This window comes from Bacillus sp. A1 (assembly GCF_042296235.1).
In the GTDB taxonomy this organism is placed as follows: Bacteria; Bacillota; Bacilli; order Bacillales; family Bacillaceae; genus Bacillus; species Bacillus velezensis.
Genome location: NZ_CP141181.1, coordinates 2,792,244 through 2,816,140 on the forward strand (window position 1 = coordinate 2,792,244; position 23,897 = coordinate 2,816,140).

At 48.7% G+C, this 23,897-nt stretch carries 23 protein-coding genes and 1 other annotated feature; of the genes, 3 read left to right on the top strand and 20 right to left on the bottom strand.

Annotation, left to right across the window (positions count from 1 at the left end):
* Positions 1 to 79 precede the first annotated feature (79 nt).
* Together glcD and U2H13_RS13635 are read left to right on the top strand one after the other, a co-directional pair.
* Positions 80 to 1,492 (top strand): glycolate oxidase subunit GlcD, encoded by a 1,413-nt coding sequence (gene glcD / locus U2H13_RS13630; protein ID WP_021494418.1) that lies wholly within the window; start codon positions 80 to 82, stop codon positions 1,490 to 1,492.
* Positions 1,489 to 2,817: a (Fe-S)-binding protein gene (locus U2H13_RS13635; RefSeq protein WP_103526712.1), complete on the top strand. Its 1,329-nt coding sequence runs from the start codon at positions 1,489 to 1,491 to the stop codon at positions 2,815 to 2,817. The genes glcD and U2H13_RS13635 overlap by 4 nt, the downstream gene beginning before the upstream one ends.
* Before the next feature lie 70 nt (positions 2,818 to 2,887).
* Here the strand turns inward: U2H13_RS13635 and cstA are convergent, their stop codons facing one another.
* The 12 genes from cstA to U2H13_RS13695 form a co-directional block, all read right to left on the bottom strand.
* Positions 2,888 to 4,684 (bottom strand): carbon starvation protein CstA, encoded by a 1,797-nt coding sequence (gene cstA / locus U2H13_RS13640; protein ID WP_053573136.1) that lies wholly within the window; start codon positions 4,682 to 4,684, stop codon positions 2,888 to 2,890.
* A 110-nt stretch (positions 4,685 to 4,794) separates the two neighbouring features.
* Positions 4,795 to 6,294 carry an alpha-N-arabinofuranosidase gene (locus tag U2H13_RS13645; protein ID WP_021494420.1) on the bottom strand — a complete coding sequence of 500 codons (1,500 nt, stop codon included), beginning with the start codon at positions 6,292 to 6,294 and terminating at the stop codon, positions 4,795 to 4,797.
* 16 nt (positions 6,295 to 6,310) lie between these two features.
* Entirely contained in the window at positions 6,311 to 7,138 is an 828-nt protein-coding gene (locus U2H13_RS13650) for a carbohydrate ABC transporter permease (RefSeq protein WP_007612991.1), read from the bottom strand.
* Positions 7,139 to 7,156: 18 nt separating this feature from the next.
* A complete protein-coding gene (locus U2H13_RS13655) occupies positions 7,157 to 8,098 on the bottom strand; it encodes a carbohydrate ABC transporter permease (protein ID WP_007408105.1) in 942 nt (313 codons plus the stop codon).
* Positions 8,099 to 8,139: 41 nt separating this feature from the next.
* Entirely contained in the window at positions 8,140 to 9,435 is a 1,296-nt protein-coding gene (locus U2H13_RS13660; RefSeq protein WP_029973347.1) for an ABC transporter substrate-binding protein, read from the bottom strand.
* Between the two features lie 31 nt (positions 9,436 to 9,466).
* A complete protein-coding gene (locus U2H13_RS13665; protein ID WP_154817591.1) occupies positions 9,467 to 10,651 on the bottom strand; it encodes a sn-glycerol-1-phosphate dehydrogenase in 1,185 nt (394 codons plus the stop codon).
* Positions 10,648 to 11,454: an HAD-IIA family hydrolase gene (locus tag U2H13_RS13670; protein WP_370530869.1), complete on the bottom strand. Its 807-nt coding sequence runs from the start codon at positions 11,452 to 11,454 to the stop codon at positions 10,648 to 10,650. Before U2H13_RS13670 ends, U2H13_RS13665 begins: the two co-directional genes overlap by 4 nt.
* Entirely contained in the window at positions 11,432 to 12,121 is a 690-nt protein-coding gene (gene araD, locus U2H13_RS13675) for an L-ribulose-5-phosphate 4-epimerase (protein WP_017418322.1), read from the bottom strand. The genes U2H13_RS13670 and araD overlap by 23 nt, the downstream gene beginning before the upstream one ends.
* The gene (gene araB / locus U2H13_RS13680) at positions 12,114 to 13,799 is read right to left on the bottom strand and encodes a ribulokinase (protein ID WP_376700503.1); all 1,686 of its coding nucleotides are present in this window, start codon (positions 13,797 to 13,799) and stop codon (positions 12,114 to 12,116) included. The genes araD and araB overlap by 8 nt, the downstream gene beginning before the upstream one ends.
* Position 13,800: 1 nt before the next feature.
* Positions 13,801 to 15,294 carry an L-arabinose isomerase gene (araA, locus tag U2H13_RS13685; protein ID WP_102421663.1) on the bottom strand — a complete coding sequence of 498 codons (1,494 nt, stop codon included), beginning with the start codon at positions 15,292 to 15,294 and terminating at the stop codon, positions 13,801 to 13,803.
* Between the two features lie 185 nt (positions 15,295 to 15,479).
* A complete protein-coding gene (locus tag U2H13_RS13690; protein WP_109567108.1) occupies positions 15,480 to 16,445 on the bottom strand; it encodes a glycoside hydrolase family 43 protein in 966 nt (321 codons plus the stop codon).
* 142 nt (positions 16,446 to 16,587) lie between these two features.
* A complete protein-coding gene (locus U2H13_RS13695) occupies positions 16,588 to 17,673 on the bottom strand; it encodes a M42 family metallopeptidase (RefSeq protein ID WP_007408096.1) in 1,086 nt (361 codons plus the stop codon).
* Between the two features lie 183 nt (positions 17,674 to 17,856).
* Between U2H13_RS13695 and U2H13_RS13700 the strand changes: the two genes are divergently transcribed.
* Entirely contained in the window at positions 17,857 to 18,249 is a 393-nt protein-coding gene (locus U2H13_RS13700; RefSeq protein WP_003152498.1) for a hypothetical protein, read from the top strand.
* Positions 18,250 to 18,262: 13 nt separating this feature from the next.
* Here the strand turns inward: U2H13_RS13700 and U2H13_RS13705 are convergent, their stop codons facing one another.
* The 8 genes from U2H13_RS13705 to U2H13_RS13740 all read right to left on the bottom strand — a co-directional run bounded on the left by U2H13_RS13705 (position 18,263) and on the right by U2H13_RS13740 (position 23,840).
* Positions 18,263 to 18,529, bottom strand: coding sequence for a DUF1294 domain-containing protein (locus U2H13_RS13705; protein ID WP_007613018.1), 267 nt, complete (start codon positions 18,527 to 18,529; stop codon positions 18,263 to 18,265).
* A gap of 57 nt (positions 18,530 to 18,586) precedes the next feature.
* The gene (gene rplT, locus U2H13_RS13710; RefSeq protein ID WP_007613019.1) at positions 18,587 to 18,946 is read right to left on the bottom strand and encodes a 50S ribosomal protein L20; all 360 of its coding nucleotides are present in this window, start codon (positions 18,944 to 18,946) and stop codon (positions 18,587 to 18,589) included.
* Positions 18,947 to 18,978: 32 nt separating this feature from the next.
* Entirely contained in the window at positions 18,979 to 19,179 is a 201-nt protein-coding gene (gene rpmI, locus U2H13_RS13715; RefSeq protein WP_003152493.1) for a 50S ribosomal protein L35, read from the bottom strand.
* Positions 19,180 to 19,191: 12 nt separating this feature from the next.
* Positions 19,192 to 19,713, bottom strand: a complete 522-nt coding sequence (gene infC / locus U2H13_RS13720) for a translation initiation factor IF-3 (protein ID WP_071543361.1) — start codon at positions 19,711 to 19,713, stop codon at positions 19,192 to 19,194.
* Between the two features lie 58 nt (positions 19,714 to 19,771).
* Positions 19,772 to 19,902, bottom strand: a sequence feature (ribosomal protein L20 leader region).
* A 181-nt stretch (positions 19,903 to 20,083) separates the two neighbouring features.
* Positions 20,084 to 20,767 (bottom strand): antiholin-like protein LrgB, encoded by a 684-nt coding sequence (gene lrgB / locus U2H13_RS13725; RefSeq protein ID WP_003152487.1) that lies wholly within the window; start codon positions 20,765 to 20,767, stop codon positions 20,084 to 20,086.
* A 12-nt stretch (positions 20,768 to 20,779) separates the two neighbouring features.
* On the bottom strand, positions 20,780 to 21,217 hold the full coding sequence (lrgA, locus tag U2H13_RS13730; RefSeq protein ID WP_007613022.1) for an antiholin-like murein hydrolase modulator LrgA: 438 nt from the start codon (positions 21,215 to 21,217) through the stop codon (positions 20,780 to 20,782).
* Positions 21,218 to 21,346: 129 nt separating this feature from the next.
* The gene (locus U2H13_RS13735) at positions 21,347 to 22,081 is read right to left on the bottom strand and encodes a LytTR family DNA-binding domain-containing protein (protein ID WP_014418602.1); all 735 of its coding nucleotides are present in this window, start codon (positions 22,079 to 22,081) and stop codon (positions 21,347 to 21,349) included.
* Positions 22,059 to 23,840, bottom strand: coding sequence for a sensor histidine kinase (locus U2H13_RS13740; RefSeq protein WP_014418603.1), 1,782 nt, complete (start codon positions 23,838 to 23,840; stop codon positions 22,059 to 22,061). Before U2H13_RS13740 ends, U2H13_RS13735 begins: the two co-directional genes overlap by 23 nt.
* Positions 23,841 to 23,897 lie beyond the last annotated feature (57 nt).

Consider the following 23,897-nt stretch of genomic DNA (forward strand, 5'->3'; position numbering starts at 1 on the left):
TGTTTCTCCATAGTGTGCGGAATCGTTTTTCTTTACAATTAAATGAAAACGCTTTTCTTATCAGGGAGGTTGGGAGAACATGATTTCACGAGAGGCAAAAGAAGCATTCATCCGGACGGTCGGGAAGGAGAATTATGATGATTCGGCGGCGGGCCGTCTTGTGTATTCTTATGATGCGGCTCCTCAGCTGCAAGCCATGCCGGATGCGGTAATCGCCCCCCGCAGCGCGGATGACGTGTCGCGTATACTAACGATTTGCAGCAGGCATGACATTCCGATCGTGCCGAGGGGTTCAGGCACAAACTTATGCGGCGGCACATGTCCGTCTGAAGGCGGGCTTGTGCTTTTATTCAAACATATGAACCGCATTCTAGAAATCGATGAAGAAAATTTGACGGCAACCGTCCAGCCGGGCGTAATCACGCAAGATATGATCCGTGCGGTTGAACAAAAAGGTTTATTTTATCCGCCTGATCCGAGCAGCATGAAAATATCGACGATCGGCGGGAATATTAATGAAAATTCCGGCGGGCTGCGCGGTTTGAAGTACGGCGTCACCCGGGATTATGTCCTCGGCCTTGAAGCCGTCTTGGCTTCAGGCGATATCATCCGCACAGGAGGAAAGCTGACAAAGGATGTCGCCGGTTATGATCTGACCCGGCTTTTCGTCGGATCAGAAGGGACGCTCGGCGTTGTGACGGAAGCGACTTTAAAGCTGGTTCCGAAGCCGGAAACGAAAAAAACGCTGCTTGCACTCTATGAACATATTGAAGCGGCTGCGGAATCGGTTTCTGCCATCATCGCTGAAAAAATCATTCCGGCGACACTCGAATTTCTGGATCAGCCGACACTGCAGGTCATTGAAGATTACGCCAAGATCGGGCTTCCGACCGACGCAAAAGCGGTGCTGCTGATCGAACAGGACGGTGACATCGAAACGGTCAGACGAGATATGGAAAAAATCGAAGCCATCTGTAAAAACGGAGCAGCCGTATCCGTCCAAACGGCTGAAACCGAGGAAGAGGCATTCGCGCTTACAGAGGCCAGACGGTCCGCATTATCAGCCCTTGCCCGGCTGAAACCGACAACGATTCTGGAAGATGCGACCGTGCCGAGATCACAAATTGCCAGCATGGTCAAAGCCATTAACGAGATTGCAGAAACATACGGCCTGTCCATCTGCACATTCGGCCATGCCGGAGACGGCAACCTCCATCCGACGTGCACCACCGATATCCGGAATACAGAGGAGATGGAACGTGTCGAAAAAGCTTTTGCCGCCATTTTTGAAAAAGCGATTGAGCTGGGCGGGACGATAACGGGTGAACACGGGGTCGGCATCGTAAAAGCGCCGTATTTAGAAATGAAACTGAAAACAGAAGGCATCACCGCCATGAAAGCGATCAAACAAGCGCTTGATCCCCAAAATCTGCTGAATCCGGGAAAAATATTCGCCAATTCATCAAGGAAACGCGTGGTGGTGATGAAATGACCACGGCTAAAGAGCAGAAACAAATTCAAACAGAATTCAAAAACCGCATGGATGAAGGTGAATTGCTGAACTGTATGCGCTGCGGCTTCTGCCTTCCTTCCTGTCCGACCTATATCGAATCGGGATTTCAAGAATCCCATTCACCGCGCGGCCGGATCGCCCTGATGAAAGCCGTCACTGACGGACTGATCGAGCCGGATGAAGATGTCGAGCGCTCACTTTCGCTGTGTCTCGGATGCCGGGCATGCGAGCCCGTTTGTCCGGCAGGGGTCAATTACGGACAGCTGCTTGAAGAAGCGAGGGATATCATTCATCAAAATAAAAAACATAAGCCGGGCGTGCGCCTCTTGCGGAAAGCCGCCTTCACCGGGCTTTTCCCTCACCAAAACCGCATGCAGACAGCCGTGAATCTTCTCGGAATATACCAAAGATCGGGACTGCAGACCGCCGTCAGAAAAACCGGTATGCTTCGCGTTTTGCCTGAACATCTGCGCACAATGGAACAAGTGCTCCCGCCCGCCCCGAAACGGAAAGACATGAAGGAAAGGCCGCGTTTTCTTCCTGCCGCGGGTCCCGTCCAAAAACGGGCCGCTTTTTTCTCGGGCTGCTTAATGGATACGATGTTTTTAGCGACAAATCATGCGACAACGGCGCTTTTACAGGCGGCCGGGTGTGAAATCGCGGTTCCGGACGGCCAGGCGTGCTGCGGCGCGCTTCACGGGCACAGCGGAGAAAAAGAGATGGGAAAAGAACTGGCCAAGCGGAATATCGCGGCTTTTGAAGCGCTTGATGCTGATTATATCATTACAAACGCCGGCGGATGCGGCGCCTTTCTTCAGGAATATCCGCATTTACTGAAAGATGAACCTGGATGGGCGGAACGTGCCGGACAATTCGTCCGGAAGCTCAAAGACTTTTCATCCGTACTGGTTGATCTGAAGTTCCATCAAAAAAACCTGCGGGCACAGTCTCCTCATATCGTCACATATCAGGACTCCTGCCACCTCCGCAATGTGATGCATACGTCAGAGGAACCGCGCACGCTTTTGAAAAGCATTAAAGGGGCTGAGTACAGAGAAATGGAAAAGGCCGACAGCTGCTGCGGGTCGGCGGGAATTTATAATATAACAGAGTCAGAGATGTCTATGAAAATATTAGACAGCAAGATGAAAGCCGCCGGAAAAACGGAGGCGGCCGTCATCGTGACAGCCAATCCCGGATGCCTTCTGCAAATGCAGCTCGGCATTTTACGCGAAGGATTAACAGGCCGTGTCCGCGCGGTTCATTTGGCGGATTACCTTTTGGAAGCGGCGGATTTGTCATAAGATGAAAGCAGAGAGACCGATCGGCTCTCTGCTTTTTTTATGATGCTGCAATGTTCGGACGGCCGCGGATTTATCCGGGTATTGAAGCTTCCAGTCTGGCACTCGGATCACGCCATACATTCGCCCATTTTTTCACAGCCGCAATGATAATCACAAGCCCGAGAATGAGCATGATAATGGATAAAACGCCATTCAGCACGTTGTATCCCGCCGCTTCGGGGTTCAAATACACATACCGCACCATCCAATAACCCGCATAGTTGACGGTCACGTACAAATAAGCGAGAGGAATCAGGCATGTCAGCATATAGCGCCGCTTATCCGCTATTTTTAATACGACGGTCGCACCGATAATTAAGCCGACAGACGCCATAAGCTGATTGGATACGCCGAACAGCGCCCAAATGGAGCTGATGTCGCCCGAATACAGAAGATAGCCCCACAGCAGGCAGGCGAGCGCGCTTGAGAAAATCGAGCCCGGCAGCCAGTCTGTTTTTTTCAGCGGCTTATAGACCTCTCCGAAAAACTCTTGAATCAAGTACCGGGCGACACGGGTTCCCGCATCAATCGCCGTTAAAATAAACACCGCTTCAAACATAATGACGAATTGAAAAAAGTATGAAGCCAAATGACTGAAAAACGGAATCTCCGTAAAGATATACGTCATTCCGACGGCAAGCGTAACGGCGCCGCCCGTTCTTCCTTCCAGACTGAGCCCGATTTCTTTGCTCAATTCAGGCAGATGGACGACATTCATCCCGAGGGTGCGGAATATTTCAGGCGTGCTGTTAATAGCAAAATAGTCGGCGGGCTCAAGAGCGGCAGCTGCAATGAGCGCCATAATTCCGACGAGACATTCCACAAGCATCGCTCCGAAAGCAACCGGCTTTATATCACTCCATTTATCCAGCATTTTCGGCGTTGTGCCGGAACCGACAAATGCATGAAAGCCCGAAATGGCGCCGCAGGCAATCGTTATTGAAATAAACGGCCAGACAGGACCCGCGATCACCGGCCCTCCGCCGTGAATAAACTCCGTTACGGCAGGAAATTTAATGGCGGGATTGACGAAAAAGACGCCTGCGATCAAAGCGGCAAAAACCCCGATTTTCATAAAACTGCTTAAATAGTCACGAGGAGCCAGCAAAAGCCAAACCGGAAGCGCCGCGGCGAAAAACGCATAGACAGGAAGCGCCACTGCAAGCGTTTTCGCATCCAGTGTCAGCATGTCCCCGAAAGCCGTTGTCTGCAGCTGCGGCCCGATTACAACACCGGCCATTAACAAAAGAAACCCGACAGTTGATGCGAGTTTGAGATTGCCCGTTTTTTTATAGTAGAGGCCGACCCCCATCGCGATCGGAATCGTAATCCCCACCGCAAACGTTCCCCACGGGTTTTTCTCAAGCGCGTGCAGCACAACCATGGACAGTCCCGCCATCGTGATCGTAATGATAAACAGCATCGAGAGACCCGTGCAAAAACCCGCCACCGGGCCGAGCTCTTCTTTGGCGACTTCAGAAAGCGTTTTCCCGTTTTTCCGCATTGATGCAAACAATACGACAATATCGTGCACGGCTCCTCCGATCACCGCCCCGATTAACAGCCATAAAAGCCCGGGCAGATAGCCGAACTGAGCTGCCAGAATCGGTCCGACAAGCGGGCCGGCAGCGGCGATTGCCGCGAAGTGGTGGCCGAATGACACCCACTTATTCGTCGGCACATAATCTTTCCCATCCTCAAGCACATGGGCCGGAGTCGGTGTCTGATCATTGATTTTTAATACTTTGACCATCATAAAGGTACCGTAAAGCCGATAGGCGATCGCCAAAATACATATAGACGCTATGACGATTGTAATCGCATTCATTTAATCCCAGCCCCTTTTCTCTTTTTCTAAATATTATCACAATTATCAGATAACAGGAGATGATTTTTGCGTAAAAAAAAGCCGGCAGCGCAGCCCGGCTTTTCGGAACATTATTTTCCTGATAAACGGATGACATTCCAGGACAGCGGAGTAAAATGAGCCGTTATCCCTTCAGCATTTGCCGAAGACGTTCCGTTGGAGTGCGGAATGACTTCTTTTCTGTTTTTTTGATTGGTCGCTTTCATATCCTGATGCTCCAGCACGATATGCTCAATAATGCGGTAATCTTCAAACCCTCTCAGCTTTATCTCCGTTTCCATCAGTTCCTTGCTTTTGTTGACGGCAAAAATGGTCAGTGCTTCATCCTCTTCATGGTAAACGGCCGCGGCATCAACATACGGCACATCCGTAAAGTCCGCTGAGTCGTATTTCGGGGAGGTAATCAGCAGCTTCATTGAAGTCCCTCTCCCGTAGACAGAGGCGTGCATGTAAGGATAAAAGATCGGCTGTCTCCATGCTTCTCCGCCCTTTTCAGTCATGATAGGCGCAATCACGTTGACAAGCTGGGCGAGACAGGCGATCTTCAGTCTGTCCGCATGCTGCAGCATCGTAATCAGCAGTGAACCGATCAACAGCGCATCTTCAAAATTGTAGATGTCTTCGAGGATCGGCCGGGCCGTAATCCATGGCTCCACTTTTTTATCCGCTTCATTTGAGTGATACCACACATTCCATTCATCTAAAGAAAGGTGAATCGTTTTTTTGCTGCGTTTTTTCGCTTTCATATAATCACATACGGCTGTGACGGATTTAATAAAATGGTCTAAATCCATCGACTTCGCCAAATAGTTCTCAAGATCATTTTCATGATTGCCGTAATACGTATGCAGTGAGATGTAATCCACATGCTCGTACGTATGCTCAAGCACCTCGGCCTCCCACTCGATGAAGGACGGCATGCCGCTGTTTGAGCTTCCGCAAGCCACCAATTCGATCGTCGGGTCCGTCCATTTCATCACCTTTGCCGTTTCAGCGGCGAGCCGTCCGTATTCATGCGCCGTTTTATGACCGATCTGCCAAGGGCCGTCCATCTCATTTCCTAAGCACCATGTTTTGATGCCGTAAGGTTTTTCATATCCGTGCGATTTTCGTAAGTCGCTCCAGTATGACCCTTCAGGATGGTTGCAGTATTCGACGAGGTTCCGGGCGGCATCGATCCCTCTCGTCCCGAGATTAACCGCCATATTCACTTCGGCGTTCACTTTTTTCGCCCACGTTAAAAATTCATTCGTCCCCACTTCGTTCGTTTCTGTCGTCTGCCATGCCAAATCAAGCCTCCGCGGGCGGTCCTTCACCGGTCCGACACCGTCTTCCCAATTGTAGCCCGAGAGAAAATTCCCTCCCGGATAGCGGATGAACGGCACTTGCAATTCTTTGATTAACTCCTGCACGTCTGTTCTGAAGCCGTCCTTGTCGGCTTTCGGGTGTCCGGGCTCATAAATGCCTTCATACACCGCCCGGCCCATATGTTCTATAAATGATCCGTACATCCGTTTGTCCACTTCACCGATGATATATTCTTTATCTGCTGTAATCCCCGCTTTTTTCATTATTTCCTCCCTCTCTCTATCCCTTCACTCCGCCTACTGTGAGGCCGGAAATGAAGTATTTTTGGAAAAACAAGAATATGATGATCACCGGCAGTATCGCAAAAACGGACCCGGAAATCAGCATGTCATAGTTGTTGCCGTACGGACTCAGCAGCCCTGAAAGTCCGATTGGAAGCGTAAACATTTCTTTCGACCGAAGCACGATCAGCGGCCATAAAAAGTTATTCCAGCTGTTTAAAGATTGAAGAATGATCATTGCCCCGAATGCCGGTTTCATGAGCGGCGCCATAATTCTGAAAAAAATGCCGAATTCGGTGCAGCCGTCCATTCTCGCTGAATCAAGCAGATCCTTCGGAAGTCCGAGCGCATATTGCCGGAAAAAGAACACGGCGACAGGCGACACAATAAACGGCAGAATCACTCCCGTATAAGAATCGATCAAATGAAGACCCACCGTCAATTTGAACAACGGAAGCATCATCACTTCAAGAGGCACCATCATAATGATCAGCACAAGAACGAAAATAATATTTCTGCCTTTAAATTCGTAGACACCGAGTCCGTAGCCGATCAAAGAGGAAAAAAACAGCGTGAGAACCGTGGTGAGAACGCCGAGCAGCAGGCTGTTAAAAAACCATTTGAAATAAATGCTCCCCCCGTTGAACAAATAGGTGTAGTTATCAAGGCTCATTACATCCGGATCAAGACGCAGATTCAGCCCGATGCGCATCAGCTCAGATGACGGCTTTAAAGAACCGAGCAATAGACAGATCATCGGAAAGATATACAACAGGCTCAGCATGATAAAAAACAAGGTAAACGCGACTCTGTACACGGAAAACATGTAATTGTTACGCAACGCTTATCCCTCCCCTTTAAACGAACCGGACAGTTTCAGTGAAACAAGGCTGACTAGTAAGATGACAAGCAAAAGGACAATTCCGATTGCGGCCCCGTACCCCATTTCGTTGTATGCAAGCCCCTGCTGATATAAATAACCGACAAGTGTGAGGCCGATATTGCCCGGGGAATTATTCTGCCAAAGCACATAGCTTTCCTCAAACATTCTGAAACCGCCGATAATACTGATCGTTAATACATAAACGGACACCGGCTTTAAAAATGGAAGGGTAATATGCCGGAACTTTTTCCACGTACTCGCCCCGTCAATTTCAGCCGCTTCATACAATTCTTTCGGCACGTTTTGCAATCCGGCCAGAAAGTAAAGAATGTTAATGCCCATCCACCTCCATGACGCAAGCAGCACCATTAAAAACATGCCGGTACCTTTGTTGTTGAGCCAGTTTTGGGGTGATGCGCCAAGCTTCATCATCAGCTCGTTTGCAAGCGACGTATTCATTTCTCCGAACATCAGACGGAAAATAATCCCCGCTACGATCGTCGATGTTAAAGCCGGTACAAACAGAGCCGATTTAAACACATTTCTGAACCTGACGAGCTTCGAATTCAGAATCACCGCCAAAAGAAGCGGCACCGGAATCAGCACGATCAGCGTCCAGAAGGTATATTCCAATGTGTTAAATAATGCCGTATAAAAGGTTGGATTAAGAAGAGCGGTATAATTGGAAAACCCGACAAATGTAATTTCTCCCGGCAGTATCCGCTGAAAGCTCATGATAAACACGCTGATGATCGGATACAAAAAGAAAACGAGAAACGAAATGATAAATGGCGCCGTAAAAAGATAAGGCGCCGCTTTTTTTGAATACAGCACATTGCGCCGGCGCGGCTTCTTCCGGACTGCAGAAACGGTTTGTGCTGTCTCTGTCTTTACAGGTCTCATAAAAGCTCCCCCGCTTTCACTGTTAAATAGGACGGCTTCTCCTATTTCTCTAATTGCTCTGCCGCCTCGTCCAAGGCTTCCTTAGGTGTTTTTTCCTGCGTCTTCAGCGCATCGAACAGCACTTGTCTGACAACGAGATCAGCCGCTTTAGAGAAGTCTTCATGCAGATAAATCGGATTGATCTCATCTTTTATTTCAAGGAGCGAGGAAAAAATTGACGTACCGTTCCGGAAGAAATCCGTGTACTTGTTTTTCTCCTTCAATTCTTTTGAATCCCACACGTCCCAGCGGAGCGGGTCAAAGCCGAGCACCGTCCAAAGCTTTATATTCCCTTCCTTCGAACCTTTCGCAAAACCGAGAAATTCTTTCGCGAGCTTCAGATGTTCAGCCTGCTTCGGCACGACGGTGGCTGTTCCGCCTAAACCCGCTGATCTGTCACCGCCTTCTTTCCAGGCCGGCATAGGGTAAATCGCCATTTTTCCTTTTAAATCAGGCATATAATCGATAAACCGTCCCATGTACCAAATGGGCATCAGCACTGAGGCTGCCCCGCCCTGATTCATAAAACCGTAGTATTCTTCGCTGTGATGGCCGCCGCCGGGAGCCGGCAGAAGGGTTTTATCATTTACCATGTCCTTTACGTAATTCAGTGTGTCTGTATTCGTCTTGCTGTTCAGAATCAATTTTCCGTTTTTGCTGTAGTAGCCTGACCCTTGCTGCGAAATCATGGATAGGAATGTGGCGGAGTCGTTTGTTTCAACCGTTCCCATCGGTTTCCCAGATGCTTCATGCACTTTTTTCCCTGCCCGCCGGTAATCTTCCCATGTCTTAATGGAGGCGGGATCAACGCCCGCTTTTTTCATAATATCCATGTTGTAAAACATGACGGTCGTCCCCACATGTGTATCAAGGCCGTACAATTTTCCGTTTTTGCTGTACAAGGCCAGACGCGCTTCCACAAACTTATCGCGGTCTTTTTCAATCAGCGGCGTCAGATCGGCAAGCGGGATATCCTTCCCCTTCAGAAAGTTCGAGAACCGGCTTAATTCCACGTCGGCTATATCGGGAAGCCCCTCACCCGCGATCAGCGAAACCGATAAATTATCATGCATTTGTCCATAAGGATAAACAACGGTATTCAGCTTGATTTTGCGCTCCGGATATTTCTGATTCCATTCTTTGACCATTTCCTGATAAAACTGTTCGTGCAGACCGTTAAACGTCCAAAACGTCAGCTCCGTTTCTCCCGGCTGGCCGGCAGTCCGTTCTTGTGAACAGCCGGCGGTAAACAAGAAGAGCATCATCAGCACCAAACATACAGCGGTCGTTTTTTTCATGTCATTACCCCTTCCACTTTAGGCCGTGCGGCTATTGATGCAAATGATGTGCAAAGAGCGCTGCATTTTCATTTATGATGGTTAAACCGGTATAACGGTCTCTCAGTGTGTGCGCATGCTTAAGCGCATCGCTGACAAGGTCCTGTTTTACACCGATCTCATCAAAACAGGCGGGACCCCCCGCAGATGTGAGCCACCCGGCAATTGTTTTGCCGTCGGGAAGCCCTTCATATGCAGATTGAATCGCCTCGCGAAAGTGCGGCGGCAGTTCAGCAAGCTTTTCGTGACAAGCCAGTTCTTTGTAAATATCACTCAGCACCGCGCACGCACAGCCGACCTTCGCACCGTGGAGAATCGGAGGCTGTTTTGCCTTCAGCATTTCCATCTCAATCCAATGCGAGATGTGATGTTCTCCTCCTGAGGCGGGGCGGGAGTGGTCAAGCGCAAGCATGACAAGACCCGAAACGATCAGCGCTTCCATCAGTATCTGAATGCCGGCCTCCGTTCCCATGGCAATGTCAGCGCGGTGATCAATGCACTGCCAAAGCGCGTCTTTCACAAGCTTCGCCCCGGCTTCTGAGTACGGCTCACCCGCTAGCCTGCTGGAAATCTCCCAATCTGCCAGCGATGTTATTTTTCCGAGCATGTCTCCGAAGCCCGCGGCTGTCATTGAACGGGGCGCTTCTTTTAATACATTCGTATCCGCAAATAAGGCGATCGGCGCTTTCGTTTGAATCGTCGTTTTGATTCCGTTTAATATGAGCGGCGCTCCCGCCGATGTAAAACCGTCGACTGACGGAGCGGTGGGGAATGAGATAAACGGCAATCCGCGCTGGCAGGCGGCAAACCGTGTAATGTCGTGAATCGTTCCTGAACCGGCCGCAATGATGACATCCGTCTCTTCCGCGAGATTGATCAGCGTATAGACCAATGTCCTCTCATCAGCCGCGGCGGTCCCGGCTTCATGCTCCGGACTGATGACTTTTGACGCTTTGATCCCGCCTGCCCTCAATTCGTCCGCAAGCAGACGTCCCGCCGCCTCGTACGTGTTCCGGTCACAGACGATGACCGGATGATTCCAGCATTTTTTTTGCAGAAATGTGAGAAGCTCTTCTTTTGCATTCGACCCGATCACGATATCTTCTATTTGAATCGGTGAGCGGCTGGCCCCTTCCTTGTCAAACTCGGATTGAATGTCCTCAGGAGAACGTTTCATAAAAGGATTCCCTCCTTCGCTAATTCTGTCAGGTCTTTAATAGAATCAAGGACGATGTCAGGTTCATATAGACGGGGCTCCCCAAGTTTGGCCGCCCCCGTCAGAACCAATACGCTTTTCATTCCGTACAGCCTGCCCATTGCGATATCAGATTCGAGGCTGTCTCCGATAATGGCGCATTCCTCAGGGGGAAGTCCGAGCGCTTCACATGCCGCCTCAGCCATCAGCCAAGACGGTTTGCCGATGACAAGCTCCGTTTTTGCTCCGGCGGATGCTTCAATGGCCCCGATCATTCCCGCGACGTCCATGGCATGGCCGCCTTCATTCGGAAAGGAGCGGTCCCGGTTCGTGGCGATGATACGCGCGCCGGAGGAAGCCGCCTTAAAAGCGAGATTCAGATCCTCATAGGTGACGGTTTCATGCAGGGAGATGACAAGCCAGTCTGCCGCCTGCGGGTTTTGCGCCAAGGCGACACCCGCTAAAGCGAGTTCATCAGTCAGCCCTTTCTCTCCTAACACCCACACCTTTGACAAAGGATAATGCTTCTTTAAAAATGATGCCGTCACACTGGAGGACAGCACGATGCTCCGTTCATCCGTGCGGATACCGGCACCCAGCAGTTTCTTTCGGCACATTGCTCTTGATAGATTGCCGCGGTTGCTTAAAAAGACAACGGCTTTGCCCAGTGACTGAAGGGTATGAACGGCTTCTTTTGCGCCGTCAATCAGCTCCCGCCCCCTGAATACGGTTCCGTCTAAATCAATCAGAAACCCGGCTGCGTCAAGTTTGGCCATAATAAGCATTCGCCCCGTGTTTTCTGTAAAAATGCTTATCATGCAGCACTCTGTCGATCGGACTGAGCTGTTTGTTCAGCATAAGCGAATGGTAGGCCATTTCCGCTACCGTTTCGAGCACAACGGCGTTATGCAGGGCATTCAGCGCGTCCGTTCCCCAGCAGAACGGGCCGTGGCTGTGGACGAGAACACCCGGATTTTGTTCATACGGTTCGTTTTGAAAGGTTTCGGCTATGACTTTGCCTGTATGATATTCGTAATCTTTCACAATTTCTTCTTCATACATTTCCCTCGTACAGGGTATAGCGCTTTCAAAGTAATCCGCGTGAGTCGTTCCGAGAGCGGGTATGTCTCTTCCGGACTGTGCCCAGCTCGTCGCCCAGCGGGAATGAGTATGAACGATTCCGCCGATAGCCGGAAACGCTTTATACAGATAAAGATGGGTCGGCGTGTCAGAAGACGGTTTCAGCGAGCCTTCGAGAATGTCTCCGTCCTCATTCAGGACGACCAGTTTGTCAGCGGTCAGCTCACTGTAATCGACACCGCTCGGTTTAATGACGATTCTCCCGCTCTCTCTGTCAATGCCGCTGACATTCCCCCATGTAAACGTGACAAGGTTATGTTCCTCAAGCTTCAGGTTGGCGGCGAGCACTTCTTCTTTTAACGATTCAAGCATGGCGGCTCCCTCCTTTTGCAAAATCACAGTTTTTAATGGCTTTCAGGCGTTTCATGACATTGTTTTCTTTGCCGAAGTAGTGTACGAGCTCTTTATATTCCGCATATAAATTGTCATAAATCTCAGCTCTTTCCGGGTTCGGGGCATAAAAGCCGTCTTTTAATTTCCCCATATGCGCGCATGCTTCAGCAATATTGGAGAATCCCCCGTTTTCCCGTCCCGCGGCGAGCGCTCCGAAAATCGCGGAGCCCAGTGCAGGCGCCTGCGGAGACCCGGATAATTTAATATCCATATTTGTGACGTCTGCATAAATCTGCATGACAAACGGATTTTTTTCGGCGATTCCTCCGGCTGCGTAAAGCTCTTCGACCGGAACGCCGTTTTCCCGGAACGTTTCGATAATCATCCTCGTTCCGAACGCCGTCGCTTCAATCAATGCCCTGTAGATTTCTTCCGGCTTCGTGTGCAGCGTCATGCCAAGCATCATGCCCGTCAAATCGGCGTCCACCAAGGTTGACCGGTTTCCGTTCCACCAGTCAAGCGCGAGAAGGCCGCTTTCCCCCGGAACAAGTTCAGCTGCTTTTTTGCTGAGCAGCTCGTGAATGTCTATGTGTTTATCCTCAGCTTCCTTCTCATAGTCTCTCGGAACACACGTTTTGACGAACCATTCAAAGTGGTCGCCGACACAGGACTGCCCCGCTTCATATCCCGCATATCCGGGCAAGATGCCGTTATTGACGACCCCGCACATACCGGGAACGATATGTTCTTCCTCGCCGAGCAGCACATGGCAGGTAGACGTTCCCATGATCATCAGCATTTTCCCCGGCTCTGTAATACCGACCGCGGGCACTGACACATGAGCGTCGACATTGGCGACGGCAACGGCCGTCCCCGGCAGAAGCCCGGTCAGCTCCGCCATTTTTTCGGTCAAACCTCCTGCTTTTTCCCCGACTGAATAAATGGTGCCGCTTAATTTATTCTTTGTAATCGTTTTCATTAACGGGTTGAGCTTTTCGAAAAAATGATCCGGCGGATACCCCGTCTCCTCATTCCAGATTGCTTTGTAGCCGGCCGTGCAGTTGCTTCGCTTCAATGAACCGCACAATTGATAGACGATCCAGTCTGCCGCTTCCACAATCCGATCTGCCGCCTCGTATATATGCGGCGCTTCTTCCGCGATTTGCATGATTTTCGGGATCATCCATTCAGAAGAAATTTTACCGCCGTATCTTTTAAGGAATGTTTCTTTTGTGTCTTCGGCAATCGTGTTCAAACGGTCTGCATGTTTTTGAGCCGCATGATGCTTCCACAGCTTCACATAACTGTGGGGCTCCCGTTCAAATTCCGGCAGCATACAAAGCGGCTGCCCCGCGCCGTCTATCGGCAAAATCGTGCAGGCGGTAAAATCAATTCCTATGCCGATCACGCCTTTTGGATCAGCGCCCGCCTGCTCAAGCAGGTTCGGAATCGCCGTTTCCAGAACTTCGATATAATCGGCAGGATGCTGAAGCGCCCAGTCCCGAGGGAGTTTTTCACCCGTCTTAGGCAGCGTGCGGTCGATAACGGCATGAGTGTATTCTTTTACCGCAGACGCGATTTCTTCGCCCGTGCGGACATTGACAAGCACCGCCCGGCCGGACAATGTGCCGAAATCAACACCAATCGTATACGCCATATCAATTCCCTCCCAACCGGTATAATACGTCATTCCATTTCAGCTCTTTTTTCAGCTCATGTATTTCGGTATTGCGGGAAATAAAGATGCTTTCAATGCCTGCCATCTCAGCCCAGTCAAGCATCTGTTCAGCCGTAAGCCGGAAGGACATACAGGTATGGTGGGCGCCCCCCGCCAAAATCCATGCTTCCGCAGCTGTTTTCAGCGATGGCTCCGGCTTCCACAGCACCCGCGCCACAGGGAGATTCGGCATATCATGATCAATTTCCCTGCCTTCCGCTTCATTCAGAATGAGACGGAATCGCCCGCCGATATCAATGATGCTGGCGATGATGGCTGAACCGCCGATTCCGTTAAAGACCAACCGGGCCGGATCTTCCTTCCCTCCGATTGAGAGAGGATGAACTTCGATTTTCGGCTGATCAAGGGCGATCGTCGGACATACTTCAAGCATATGTGATCCGAGAATCATCGCACGCCCCGGTTCAAAATGGTACGTATAATCTTCCATGAAGGAGGTTTGTTCTCCGTCCGCCATTATTTTCATCATTCGCACAAGGGCAGCCGTTTTCCAATCGCCTTCGCCGGCAAATCCGTACCCTTTTTCCATGAGACGCTGAACGGCAAGACCCGGAAGCTGCTTCATTCCGTGCAAAACTTCAAAGGAGGTCGAAAACGCTGTATATCCGCCCCGTTCGAGAAAGGCCGTTAATCCGAGTTCAATTTTCGCCTGTTCTTTAATGGAAGCAACTTTTGCTTCATCCCGTTTTGTTTCGTCGCTGATGACATACAATTTGTCGTATTCCTCATAAAGCGCCTCAATTTCTGCGTCGGTGACGTTGTTCATCACCTCGGTAAGATCGCCGATTCCGTACCCGTCAACCTGCCAGCCGAATTGGATGTGGGCGCCGACTTTGTCTCCGTCAGTAACCGCCACATTCCGCATATTGTCGCCGAACCGGGCTACTTTAATATTCCTGCTTTCATTCCAAGCGGCAGCCGTGTTCATCCATTGCGAAATGTCATGTTTGACTTCCTCATCATTCCAATAGCCTGCGATGACTTTTCTCGTCTGCCCCATTCTTGACTGGATATATCCGTATTCCCGGTCTCCGTGAGCGGATTGGTTGCTGTTCATAAAGTCCATATCAATCGTTTCCCACGGGATGTCGCGATGATACTGGGTATGCAGATGAAGCATCGGCTTTTGAAATGCGGAAAGACCTTCAATCCACATTTTCGCAGGGGAAAATGTATGCATCCACGTCACGACCCCGGCACAGTTTTCTTGATACTGCGCTTCCCGCAAAACCTCTCTGATCGTTTCAGATGACGTGACAACCGGTTTATGCCTGATCTTGTATCTTGATGACACCCCGCTGAGACCGTCACATATTCCCTTTGCGTGTTTATCGACAAGCTGCAGCGTTTCCTCTCCGTATAAGTGCTGGCTTCCCGTTACAAACCAAAATTCATATTCTTTGTTCTGAAGCACATTCATTTCCCCTTCCCATCAAAATAAAGCGCTTGCATTTTTTTAAAAAATATACGTATGAATATAAACTACAAAACTTTAATCCTTTTATTTGTACGAACAATTTCATTATAGTTAAGGAGGAATCAAACTGTCAATCTTTTATTGCAAGTAAAAAAGCCGGACACACATGCCCGGCTGATCAATTAATAGGAAGGCCAGCCTGAACTCCAATCGATATCATTGATGAGCATCTTCGGAATTCCGCTGTTTTCGGCATCATACGCATGACGCACTAAAATATTCCCGTTCACAATGTCTTGACCGCCCGGGCCTTTCCAGCGGTCATTGCCGGAGTCAAGAATCGTCCCTCCGCCTTCTGACATGCTTTTCCCGCTTTTATCGAGATATGGGCCCGTGATGCTTTTGGATCTTCCATAAGCGATTTTGTACGTACTATTCACGCCTGAACAGCATTTATCAAACGACACCATTAAGTAATAGTAGCCGTTCTGGTAGGTGATGGCCGGCGCTTCCAAAGCTCCGCCGTTATTCGGTCTGGCAGCGATGGAATAAAGTGATCCCGTCGGTTTCATCGTATTTTTATCAAGCTTTGTCAGCTTAATGCCGCTCCAAAAAGAACCGAAGGCAAGCCAAGGGTTTCCGTCTTTATCAATTGTCAGCTCCGGATCAATTGCATTGTAGTTATCGGCACTTGTTGAACGGATGACGAGCCCTTCGTCCTTCCAGTTTCCCGAACTGAGGCTTGTGGATGATGCAAGACCGATCGCGGAGGTATTTTTGCCGAATGAAGAAACGGCATAATACAGCCAATACTTTCCGTTATAATATTGAACATCGGGGGCCCATTGATTCAGCCCGTAATTCGGCACATAATTGCCCCACCATGACAGCGGGGAAGTAAAGATTGATTTCTGAACGGTCCATACGCCGCCGCTGCCCGCCTTTAAGACGCGAAGCCCCCTCTCCCCTTCCAAACCGGTTCCGAAAGCGTACCACGTGTTTCCTTCCTTCGCCATTGTCGGATCGTGAAGCAATTCATTTGATGCCCCCCAAAACGCGGCAGATGCCGGAGATGAAGACATCAGCAGCAGCCCGGCTGTAACGGCTGCGCACGAGAAACGGATCATGCGTCTGAATCTGTTTTTCATTTGTAAACCCTCCCCTTTTTTAAAGCGCTTTCAAAAACATGTTGTCAGATTTTTCTATGTCTTCTCTTATTGTAGACGCAGGGCTCATATTTGTACAGACAAAAAAAAGAATCTGCTTAAAAAAGCAGATTCTTCCGTATCTTTATTGGTAAGTAATACGGTCAACTGTTTCCCGGTCTAATTTTTTAATCACTTCTGTGATCAATTTTACCGTATTCTCATAATCATCCCGATGCAAAATAGCGGCATGAGTGTGAATGTAGCGCGTCGCGATCGTAATGGACAGCGCCGGCACTCCGTTTGCGGTTAAATGAATGGAACCTGAATCCGTGCCCCCTCCGGCAATAGAATCGAATTGATACGGAATTCCCGCTTCTTCCGCCGTGTTCACGACAAGGTCGCGCAGCCCTTTGTGAGATACCATTGACGCGTCATACAGAATAATTTGCGGCCCTTCGCCGATTTTGCTTTGCGCCTCTTTTTCAGAAATTCCCGGTGTATCTCCGGCAATTCCGACATCCACACCGAACGCGATATCAGGCTGGATCGTATGTGCCGCTGTTTTCGCCCCGCGCAGCCCGACTTCTTCTTGAACCGTTCCGACCCCGTATACTTCATTGGGGTGATCACTGTTTTTCAGATTTTTTAATACATCGATGGCAATCGCACAGCCGATACGGTTGTCCCATGCTTTCGCCAATAAATGCTTTTCATTGTTCATCACTGTAAATTCAAAATACGGCACAATCTGGTCACCCGGAAGAACGCCCCATTCCATTGCTTCTTCACGGCTGGACGCCCCAATATCGATGAACATCTCTTTAATATCGGCGGCTTTTTTTCTGGCGTCAGGAGGCAGAATGTGAGGCGGTTTCGAACCGATGATCCCCGTGATGTCCCCTTTTTTTGTCACGACGGTGACGCGCTGGGCCAGCATGACCTGAGACCACCAGCCGCCGACGGTTTGAAAGCGGAGAAAGCCTTTATCAGTGATTTGCGTCACCATAAAACCGACTTCGTCTAAATGCCCTGAGATCATGATTTTCGGACCGTTTTCTTTGCCGGTTTTTTTGGCGATTAAGCTTCCCAGCCGGTCTGTTGTGACGTCATCGGCAAATGGTTCTATGTATGATTTCATCACTTGTCTTACTTCTCTCTCATTTCCCGGTATCCCTTTTGCATCCGTTAACGCTTTCAGCATGGTGAGCGTTTCATCTAATTTTGTCATCAATAAACCTCCTTTTTTTCACTACCCTTCTTATTATACAAAACCAATGCTGAAGCATACGATTAATTCGCCTGAAAAACGGGTAAATGTTTTTATCTATTTCTTTTAAAAAAATGAAACCTTTTGTTTTGTTTTTCGTATTACATCAGATCATGACAAAGGTGAGGAGGTGCCTTCACACATATGGCCATTACAGTATTGAGGATTGTCTTGCTTGCACTTCTTATTTATTTTATTTACATGTGCGTCAAATTTTACGCAAACCCGAAAAGAAGGCTCAGACTGGCGCAATCAAAAGAGAATTTTTATTTTATTGACGAACAGAAAAACACGCGAAAAAATCTCCAGCTTACTTATAAAGGAGTGCTCTTTGAAGGAGAAAAGCATATCCCTTCCAAAGATCATCCGCTGTTTATTCATACGATATTTGTATGGACCGAAAATCCGGAAAAGCTGAACCGCTTTTCTGCAGGTGATTTTGAAGAAGTCGAAAAAAAGGTATTGGAGCGGTACCCGAATTGCAAGATTGATTGGGACCAGCCCATCAAAAAAGCGAAAAAAGCAGGCGAGCGATAAGCTCTCCTGCTTTTTATGTTTTATACATCAAATACATCAGCACAAGGGCGGCTTCAGTGAGAAAAAGCAGCGGCACCCCGTATAAAAAGGATTTGTGTTTCGTCTTATGCCTGAAGGTGCGCATGCCGATCCATACGCCGAGTGAGCCGAACATGGCGGCTGTGAGCCATATTCGTTTCTCTGATATTCTCCACCGGTGTGCCTTTGCTCTTCTTTTATCAGCGCCCATGATCCAAAAGCCGTATCCGTTTATCAATACGGCGTAAATGAAGAGAGCCATTGATTGTCACCCTTTACGTAAAAAAACCGCTCCCGGAAAGAGAGCGGCTTTTTCAACTTACTTGTCTAACTGAGCTTTAGCAGCATCAGCAAGCTGATTGAAAGCAGTAAGATCGTTTACAGCAAGATCAGCAAGCATTTTGCGGTTTACTTCGATGCCTGAAAGCTTAAGACCGTGCATTAAACGGCTGTAAGAAAGACCGTTCATACGTGCAGCAGCGTTGATACGAGTGATCCAAAGCTTACGGAAATCACGTTTTTTCTGACGGCGGTCACGGAATGCATAGTTTCCTGATTTCATGACCTGCTGGTTTGCTACTTTGTATAATCTATGTTTTGAACCGAAATAACCTTTTGCTAATTTAAGAACCTTTTTACGACGCTGACGCGACACAGTTCCGCCTTTTACTCTTGGCATTATATTTCCCTCCTAATTGTTTCCTTGTCCGATTACTTGATGTTAGCAAGCTGTTGTTTGATGCGTTTGAAGTCTCCTGCGCTTACAATAGCACCCTTGCGAAGCTTACGCTTTTGCTTTTGGGATTTGTTGGCGAATAAGTGACTTGTGTATGCATGAGAACGTTTTAACTTCCCAGAACCTGTCTTTTTAAAACGTTTAGCAGATCCGCGGTGAGTTTTCATTTTTGGCATGGGATTTCCTCCTTATTGCTTTTCGTTTTTCGGCGCGAGCATTAAGAACATGCTGCGGCCGTCCATTTTTGGTTTTGTTTCGACTGTCGCAACTTCCGCACATGCTTCAGAGAAACGGTCCAATACGCGCTGGCCGATTTCTTTATGAGTGATTGCGCGCCCTTTAAAGCGGATAGAAGCTTTCACTTTATCGCCTTTTTCAAGGAATTTAATCGCATTGCGCAATTTCGTGTTAAAGTCATGCTCATCGATCGTCGGACTTAATCTAACTTCTTTTAAGTTAATGATTTTTTGATTTTTGCGTGCTTCTTTGTCCTTTTTCTGCTGCTCGAATCTGAACTTACCGTAGTCCATGATGCGGCAGACAGGCGGTTTTGCATTTGCTGCAACTAACACAAGGTCAAGATTTGCGCGGCCGGCGATTTCAAGTGCTTCCTGACGGGACTTGATGCCGAGCTGATCGCCATTTTGTCCGATCAGACGAACTTCACGTGCACGGATACCCTCATTAACCAATTGATCTTTGCTAATAATGAGCCACCTCCATAGTTTCTTCGAATTGATTCACAACGCTTTTTGACTGCATTCTGCAGGCAAACAAAAAGTGCGGGCATGACAACACACCCACACTACGAACATCTGCATAAATAAAAATGTACGGTCAACCTGCCAACTACATGAATGTGTCAATCAGGTGAGAAGCGGGTGCCTCTGCTTGTGATTTATATTCAATTCAATAACTATTCTACACAATACCGGATCATTAGTCAAGAATGACTTCTCCGGATCAACTTTTTCATTTTAACACGATGCCGGGGCGAGCGCAAGGAAAAATGTGAAATTTCGTTCTTTGCCGCCCGCGGACGCGCCAACACAATAAAAAACCCGGGTCTATGACCCGGGCTTATCCTCCGATGAGCTGAACGAATACCGGAATGACCAGCACCGTCACCACTCCCACGACGACAACCGCGATACTTGCCATTGCCGCTTCTACTTCCCCCATCTCAATGCCGACCGCAACACCGAGTGCGTGTCCTGATGTGCCGAGAGCCAGTCCTTTAGAGATTGGGTGCTTTACTTTAAACAGTTTTAAGAATAGAGCGCCCAGAGCATAGACGATAACGGCGTTGAAAATAACGGCGAAAGCGGTGATGTCGGTGATGCCGCCGATCCCTTTTGACAGCGGAAGGGCAATTGCCGTTGTCGCCGCCTGCGGAAGCATGCTTTTCATAACGGCCGCGTCAAGATGAATGCCTTTTGCGATCAAATAGACAATCGTGACTGAGCAGATAGAGCCGACAATAATGGAAGACATGATCTGCCACCAGTATTTTTTCAGCTTGGCACGCTGTTTGTATAAAGGGATGGCAAAAGCGATCGTCGCGGGCTCCAGGAAGAATTTAATAATGTCTCCTCCGCTTTTATAATCTTCATATGAAAAACCGCCGAGCTTCAGAAAAAGGATTCCAAGCACCATCGCGACAAACAGCGGGGTGAAGAGGAAAAAGCCTCTCGTTTTTTTAAATAAATACGTGCCGATGCCAAAGGCCGCAAGTGAAACGACAATACCGAAATATGGACTCATCCGATTTCCCTCCTAATGCTGCACAAGTTCTTTTTCCTGATTGGAACGGCGCACCGTTTGTTTTTCAGGAGCAGTCTTCTGACGTTTTTGGCTGACAGACAAGATCAGCTGAGAAAAAAGGCCCGTGGCCCCTAACAGAATGATGGTGGCGAGTAAGATGACGAGTGCGATCTGCACGCCGTACTGCTGCATGACGCCAAGTGAATTCATCACGGAGATGCCCGACGGGACAAATAAAAATCCGATCAGTGACGTTAATGATGTTCCCAGCGTTTCTACTTGTTCAAGCTTAATCACTTTCAGACACAAGAGGACAAATAATAACACCAAACCTACTACGGAAGCGGGTATAGGAATGGGGACAATCGCTGCAATCCCATTAGATATGAGCATAATTACGGCAAAAATAAATGCTTGTGTCAGAAATCCGTACACTTTTTTCGCACTCATTTTCTTCACCTCTTTCTCTTTGTTAGGTCCATTATAAAAGAGAAATCGATTTTTAAAGCGCTTTCATAACAAACGGCTGAATATTCATTCTGAAATGCAAAAAACGGCTGCTGAAATGCAAAAGCCGCCTCATATAATATGAAGCAGCTTTTTTAAGTCCTTGGCATATGTACGGCTGACGGGAATTTTAGAGCCGTCTTTTAAGATAAGATTGTACGTCGAATTAAACCACGGATGAATTTCCGTAATATGCTCCGTATTCACGATGAACGCGCGGTGCACTCTCAAGAAACCCGTATCAGGCAGTTTTTTCTCAATGACCGCCAAAGTTTCATGAACGGAATAAGAAGCGGCAAACGTTTTGACAGAAACGTGTCCGTCCTCCATGCCGGCGAAAATAATGTCCTTCGTATCTAAAATGACAATAGATTCACCGGCTGATACAGCCAGTTTATGCGCTCCGGCTGCGGACGGCTGCTCTGAGACGGCTCCTGCCCTGTCCTGCTTCACTCTTTTAAACTTTCTGATTGTCTGGCGCACTCTTTCTTCATCAAAAGGCTTCGTTAAATAATCGAGCGCGTCGACTTCAAAGGCTTTTAAAGCAAATTGGTCATACGCCGTCGCAAAAACGACGGCCGGCGGATTTTTCATGTTTTTCAGCCGTTTGGCAATGTCAAATCCGTTTTCTCCTGACAAATCAACGTCCAAAAACAGCAGATCCGGTTTTTGATCCATCATACTGTCAAAAGCGGATTCAATATTTTCAGCTTCGTTTATGTCACTTACTTCATTCGTCCGTTTCAGCAAATAAGCTAATTCATCTCTTGCCAGCATTTCATCATCAACGATTAACACCTTCAGCATGTTCTTCTCCTTTAGTCATCAGTTTCAAAGGCAGCTCAAATGATACCTCCGTACCTTTGCCGGCCTCACTTTCCAATCGCAGGGCTGCCTTGGGGCCGAACAGCCCGATCAGCCGCTGATTTAAATTGTAAAGCGCGGTTCCCGTCCCTTCTTTAGACGGGAGCGGACGGTTTCCGAGCACGGACAGCAATTCAGGATCAATTCCCCTCCCGTTATCTCCAACCCGCATTAAAACCGACTGACCGGCGGATACCACGCTGACATTGACGGCACAGCTGTCCTGCTTTCTTGAAAATGCATGGCGGAGCGCATTTTCGACGAGGATCTGCAGCACAAAAGGAGGAATTTCGATGTCCTCCAAACCGCGTTCGATTTCAAGGCTGATTTTATATTTCCCGGGAAAACGGGCCTGCTCCAATGATAAATATGCCTGCAGATGGTTCAGTTCTTTAGAAAGCGGGATGAGCAGCTGCCTTGCCCCCTGCAGATTGGAACGGAAATAGACGCTGAGCTGCAGCAGAAGCTTTCGGGTTTTTTCCACATCCGTACGGCAAAGAGCAGAAATCGTATTGATCGCATTAAACAGAAAATGCGGATTGACCTGTGCTTGAAGCGCTTTTATTTCTGCGTCTTTCAGCAATTTGCTCTGCAGTTCCGCCTCGCCGAGTTCAAGCTGGGTGGAAAACAGCATGGCGAGTCCTTCTGCAAGCTCTTCTTCAACCCGGCTTAATCCTGACGGGCTTTTAAAGTACATTTTCAGCGTCCCGATCGTTTTGCCGTTTGACGTCAGCGGCAATACGATCGCCGCATGCAGCGGACAGGGATCGTGCGTGCATTCAATTTCTGCCTTTGATGTCGCTTTCATAATATGACCCGTTTTAATGACGCGTTTTGACAATCCGGTGATCAGGCTTTCAGACGGAATATGATGGTCGGCACCCGCGCCGACGTGCGCCAAAATCTTTTCGTTATCCGTAAGCGATACCGCGTCCGTTCCTGTTTGCCTGTGGATGATGGCGGCGACGCTTTTGCATGAGCTTTCATTCAGCCCCTGGCGGAAAAACGGAAGCGTCTGATCGGCAATCATCAGCACCCTGTGGGTTTCAAGGGCTCTCGCCCGTTCTTCCTTCCGGATAATCGACTGAATGATCGAAAGAAAAATAAAAGTCCCTGACCCGTTTACCAATATCATCGGGATGCCGATGATGCTCACAAGCGTCCAAGCATCAGAAAACGGCTTGGCCATCAAGAGGATGAGCAGCATTTGCAGCGATTCCATCCCGAGTCCGACAAGCGCGGCCACCCGCGGTGTCGGCATCGCATAGCGTTTTCTGAAATACCGTCCGATCCAGCCGGACAAAATGCCCGCTAAAACGGATGAGACGGCACAGCTGACTGCGGTCGCGCCGCCGAGTGATAAACGATGCAGGCCGGCCAGTATGCCGACGCCGATTCCCACATACGGGCCGCCTAAGAGTCCGCCGATTTCAACGCCCATAATTCTTGTATTGGCAATTGAACCGGACGGATTAATTTGAAACACCCAGTCATTATTCATGATTGTATTCCGCTGAATTTCTATTCCCGTATAGTTGCTGATGATACTGAACAGCGAGAAAATTGAAATCAGCACCGCTTTGCCTTTATAGCTCTCAGGCTGCTGGAGCGCCTGTCTGAACAATCTGGTATGAGCCAGAACAAATCCCAATATGACGATAATTCCGACTCTTTCCAGCATCATGATGATCAAATGCAGCATACTTTTCACCTGTTCTTTCAAATTTTATTTTATCACGTTTTAGAGCCTGAGACAGAA

Excerpts from the sequence above, each read along its gene's own strand:
- glcD (WP_021494418.1), top strand. The coding sequence starts at position 80 with ATGATTTCACGAGAGGCAAAAGAAGCATTCATCCGGACGGTCGGGAAG.
- U2H13_RS13635 (WP_103526712.1), top strand. The coding sequence starts at position 1,489 with ATGACCACGGCTAAAGAGCAGAAACAAATTCAAACAGAATTCAAAAAC.
- cstA (WP_053573136.1), bottom strand. The coding sequence starts at position 4,684 with ATGAATGCGATTACAATCGTCATAGCGTCTATATGTATTTTGGCGATC.
- U2H13_RS13645 (WP_021494420.1), bottom strand. The coding sequence starts at position 6,294 with ATGAAAAAAGCGGGGATTACAGCAGATAAAGAATATATCATCGGTGAA.
- U2H13_RS13650 (WP_007612991.1), bottom strand. The coding sequence starts at position 7,138 with ATGTTTTCCGTGTACAGAGTCGCGTTTACCTTGTTTTTTATCATGCTG.
- U2H13_RS13655 (WP_007408105.1), bottom strand. The coding sequence starts at position 8,098 with ATGAGACCTGTAAAGACAGAGACAGCACAAACCGTTTCTGCAGTCCGG.
- U2H13_RS13660 (WP_029973347.1), bottom strand. The coding sequence starts at position 9,435 with ATGAAAAAAACGACCGCTGTATGTTTGGTGCTGATGATGCTCTTCTTG.
- U2H13_RS13665 (WP_154817591.1), bottom strand. The coding sequence starts at position 10,651 with ATGAAACGTTCTCCTGAGGACATTCAATCCGAGTTTGACAAGGAAGGG.
- U2H13_RS13670 (WP_370530869.1), bottom strand. The coding sequence starts at position 11,454 with ATGCTTATTATGGCCAAACTTGACGCAGCCGGGTTTCTGATTGATTTA.
- araD (WP_017418322.1), bottom strand. The coding sequence starts at position 12,121 with ATGCTTGAATCGTTAAAAGAAGAAGTGCTCGCCGCCAACCTGAAGCTT.
- araB (WP_376700503.1), bottom strand. The coding sequence starts at position 13,799 with ATGGCGTATACGATTGGTGTTGATTTCGGCACATTGTCCGGCCGGGCG.
- U2H13_RS13690 (WP_109567108.1), bottom strand. The coding sequence starts at position 16,445 with ATGAAAAACAGATTCAGACGCATGATCCGTTTCTCGTGCGCAGCCGTT.
- U2H13_RS13695 (WP_007408096.1), bottom strand. The coding sequence starts at position 17,673 with ATGACAAAATTAGATGAAACGCTCACCATGCTGAAAGCGTTAACGGAT.
- U2H13_RS13700 (WP_003152498.1), top strand. The coding sequence starts at position 17,857 with ATGGCCATTACAGTATTGAGGATTGTCTTGCTTGCACTTCTTATTTAT.
- U2H13_RS13705 (WP_007613018.1), bottom strand. The coding sequence starts at position 18,529 with ATGGCTCTCTTCATTTACGCCGTATTGATAAACGGATACGGCTTTTGG.
- rplT (WP_007613019.1), bottom strand. The coding sequence starts at position 18,946 with ATGCCAAGAGTAAAAGGCGGAACTGTGTCGCGTCAGCGTCGTAAAAAG.
- rpmI (WP_003152493.1), bottom strand. The coding sequence starts at position 19,179 with ATGCCAAAAATGAAAACTCACCGCGGATCTGCTAAACGTTTTAAAAAG.
- lrgB (WP_003152487.1), bottom strand. The coding sequence starts at position 20,767 with ATGAGTCCATATTTCGGTATTGTCGTTTCACTTGCGGCCTTTGGCATC.
- lrgA (WP_007613022.1), bottom strand. The coding sequence starts at position 21,217 with ATGAGTGCGAAAAAAGTGTACGGATTTCTGACACAAGCATTTATTTTT.
- U2H13_RS13735 (WP_014418602.1), bottom strand. The coding sequence starts at position 22,081 with ATGCTGAAGGTGTTAATCGTTGATGATGAAATGCTGGCAAGAGATGAA.
- U2H13_RS13740 (WP_014418603.1), bottom strand. The coding sequence starts at position 23,840 with ATGCTGCATTTGATCATCATGATGCTGGAAAGAGTCGGAATTATCGTC.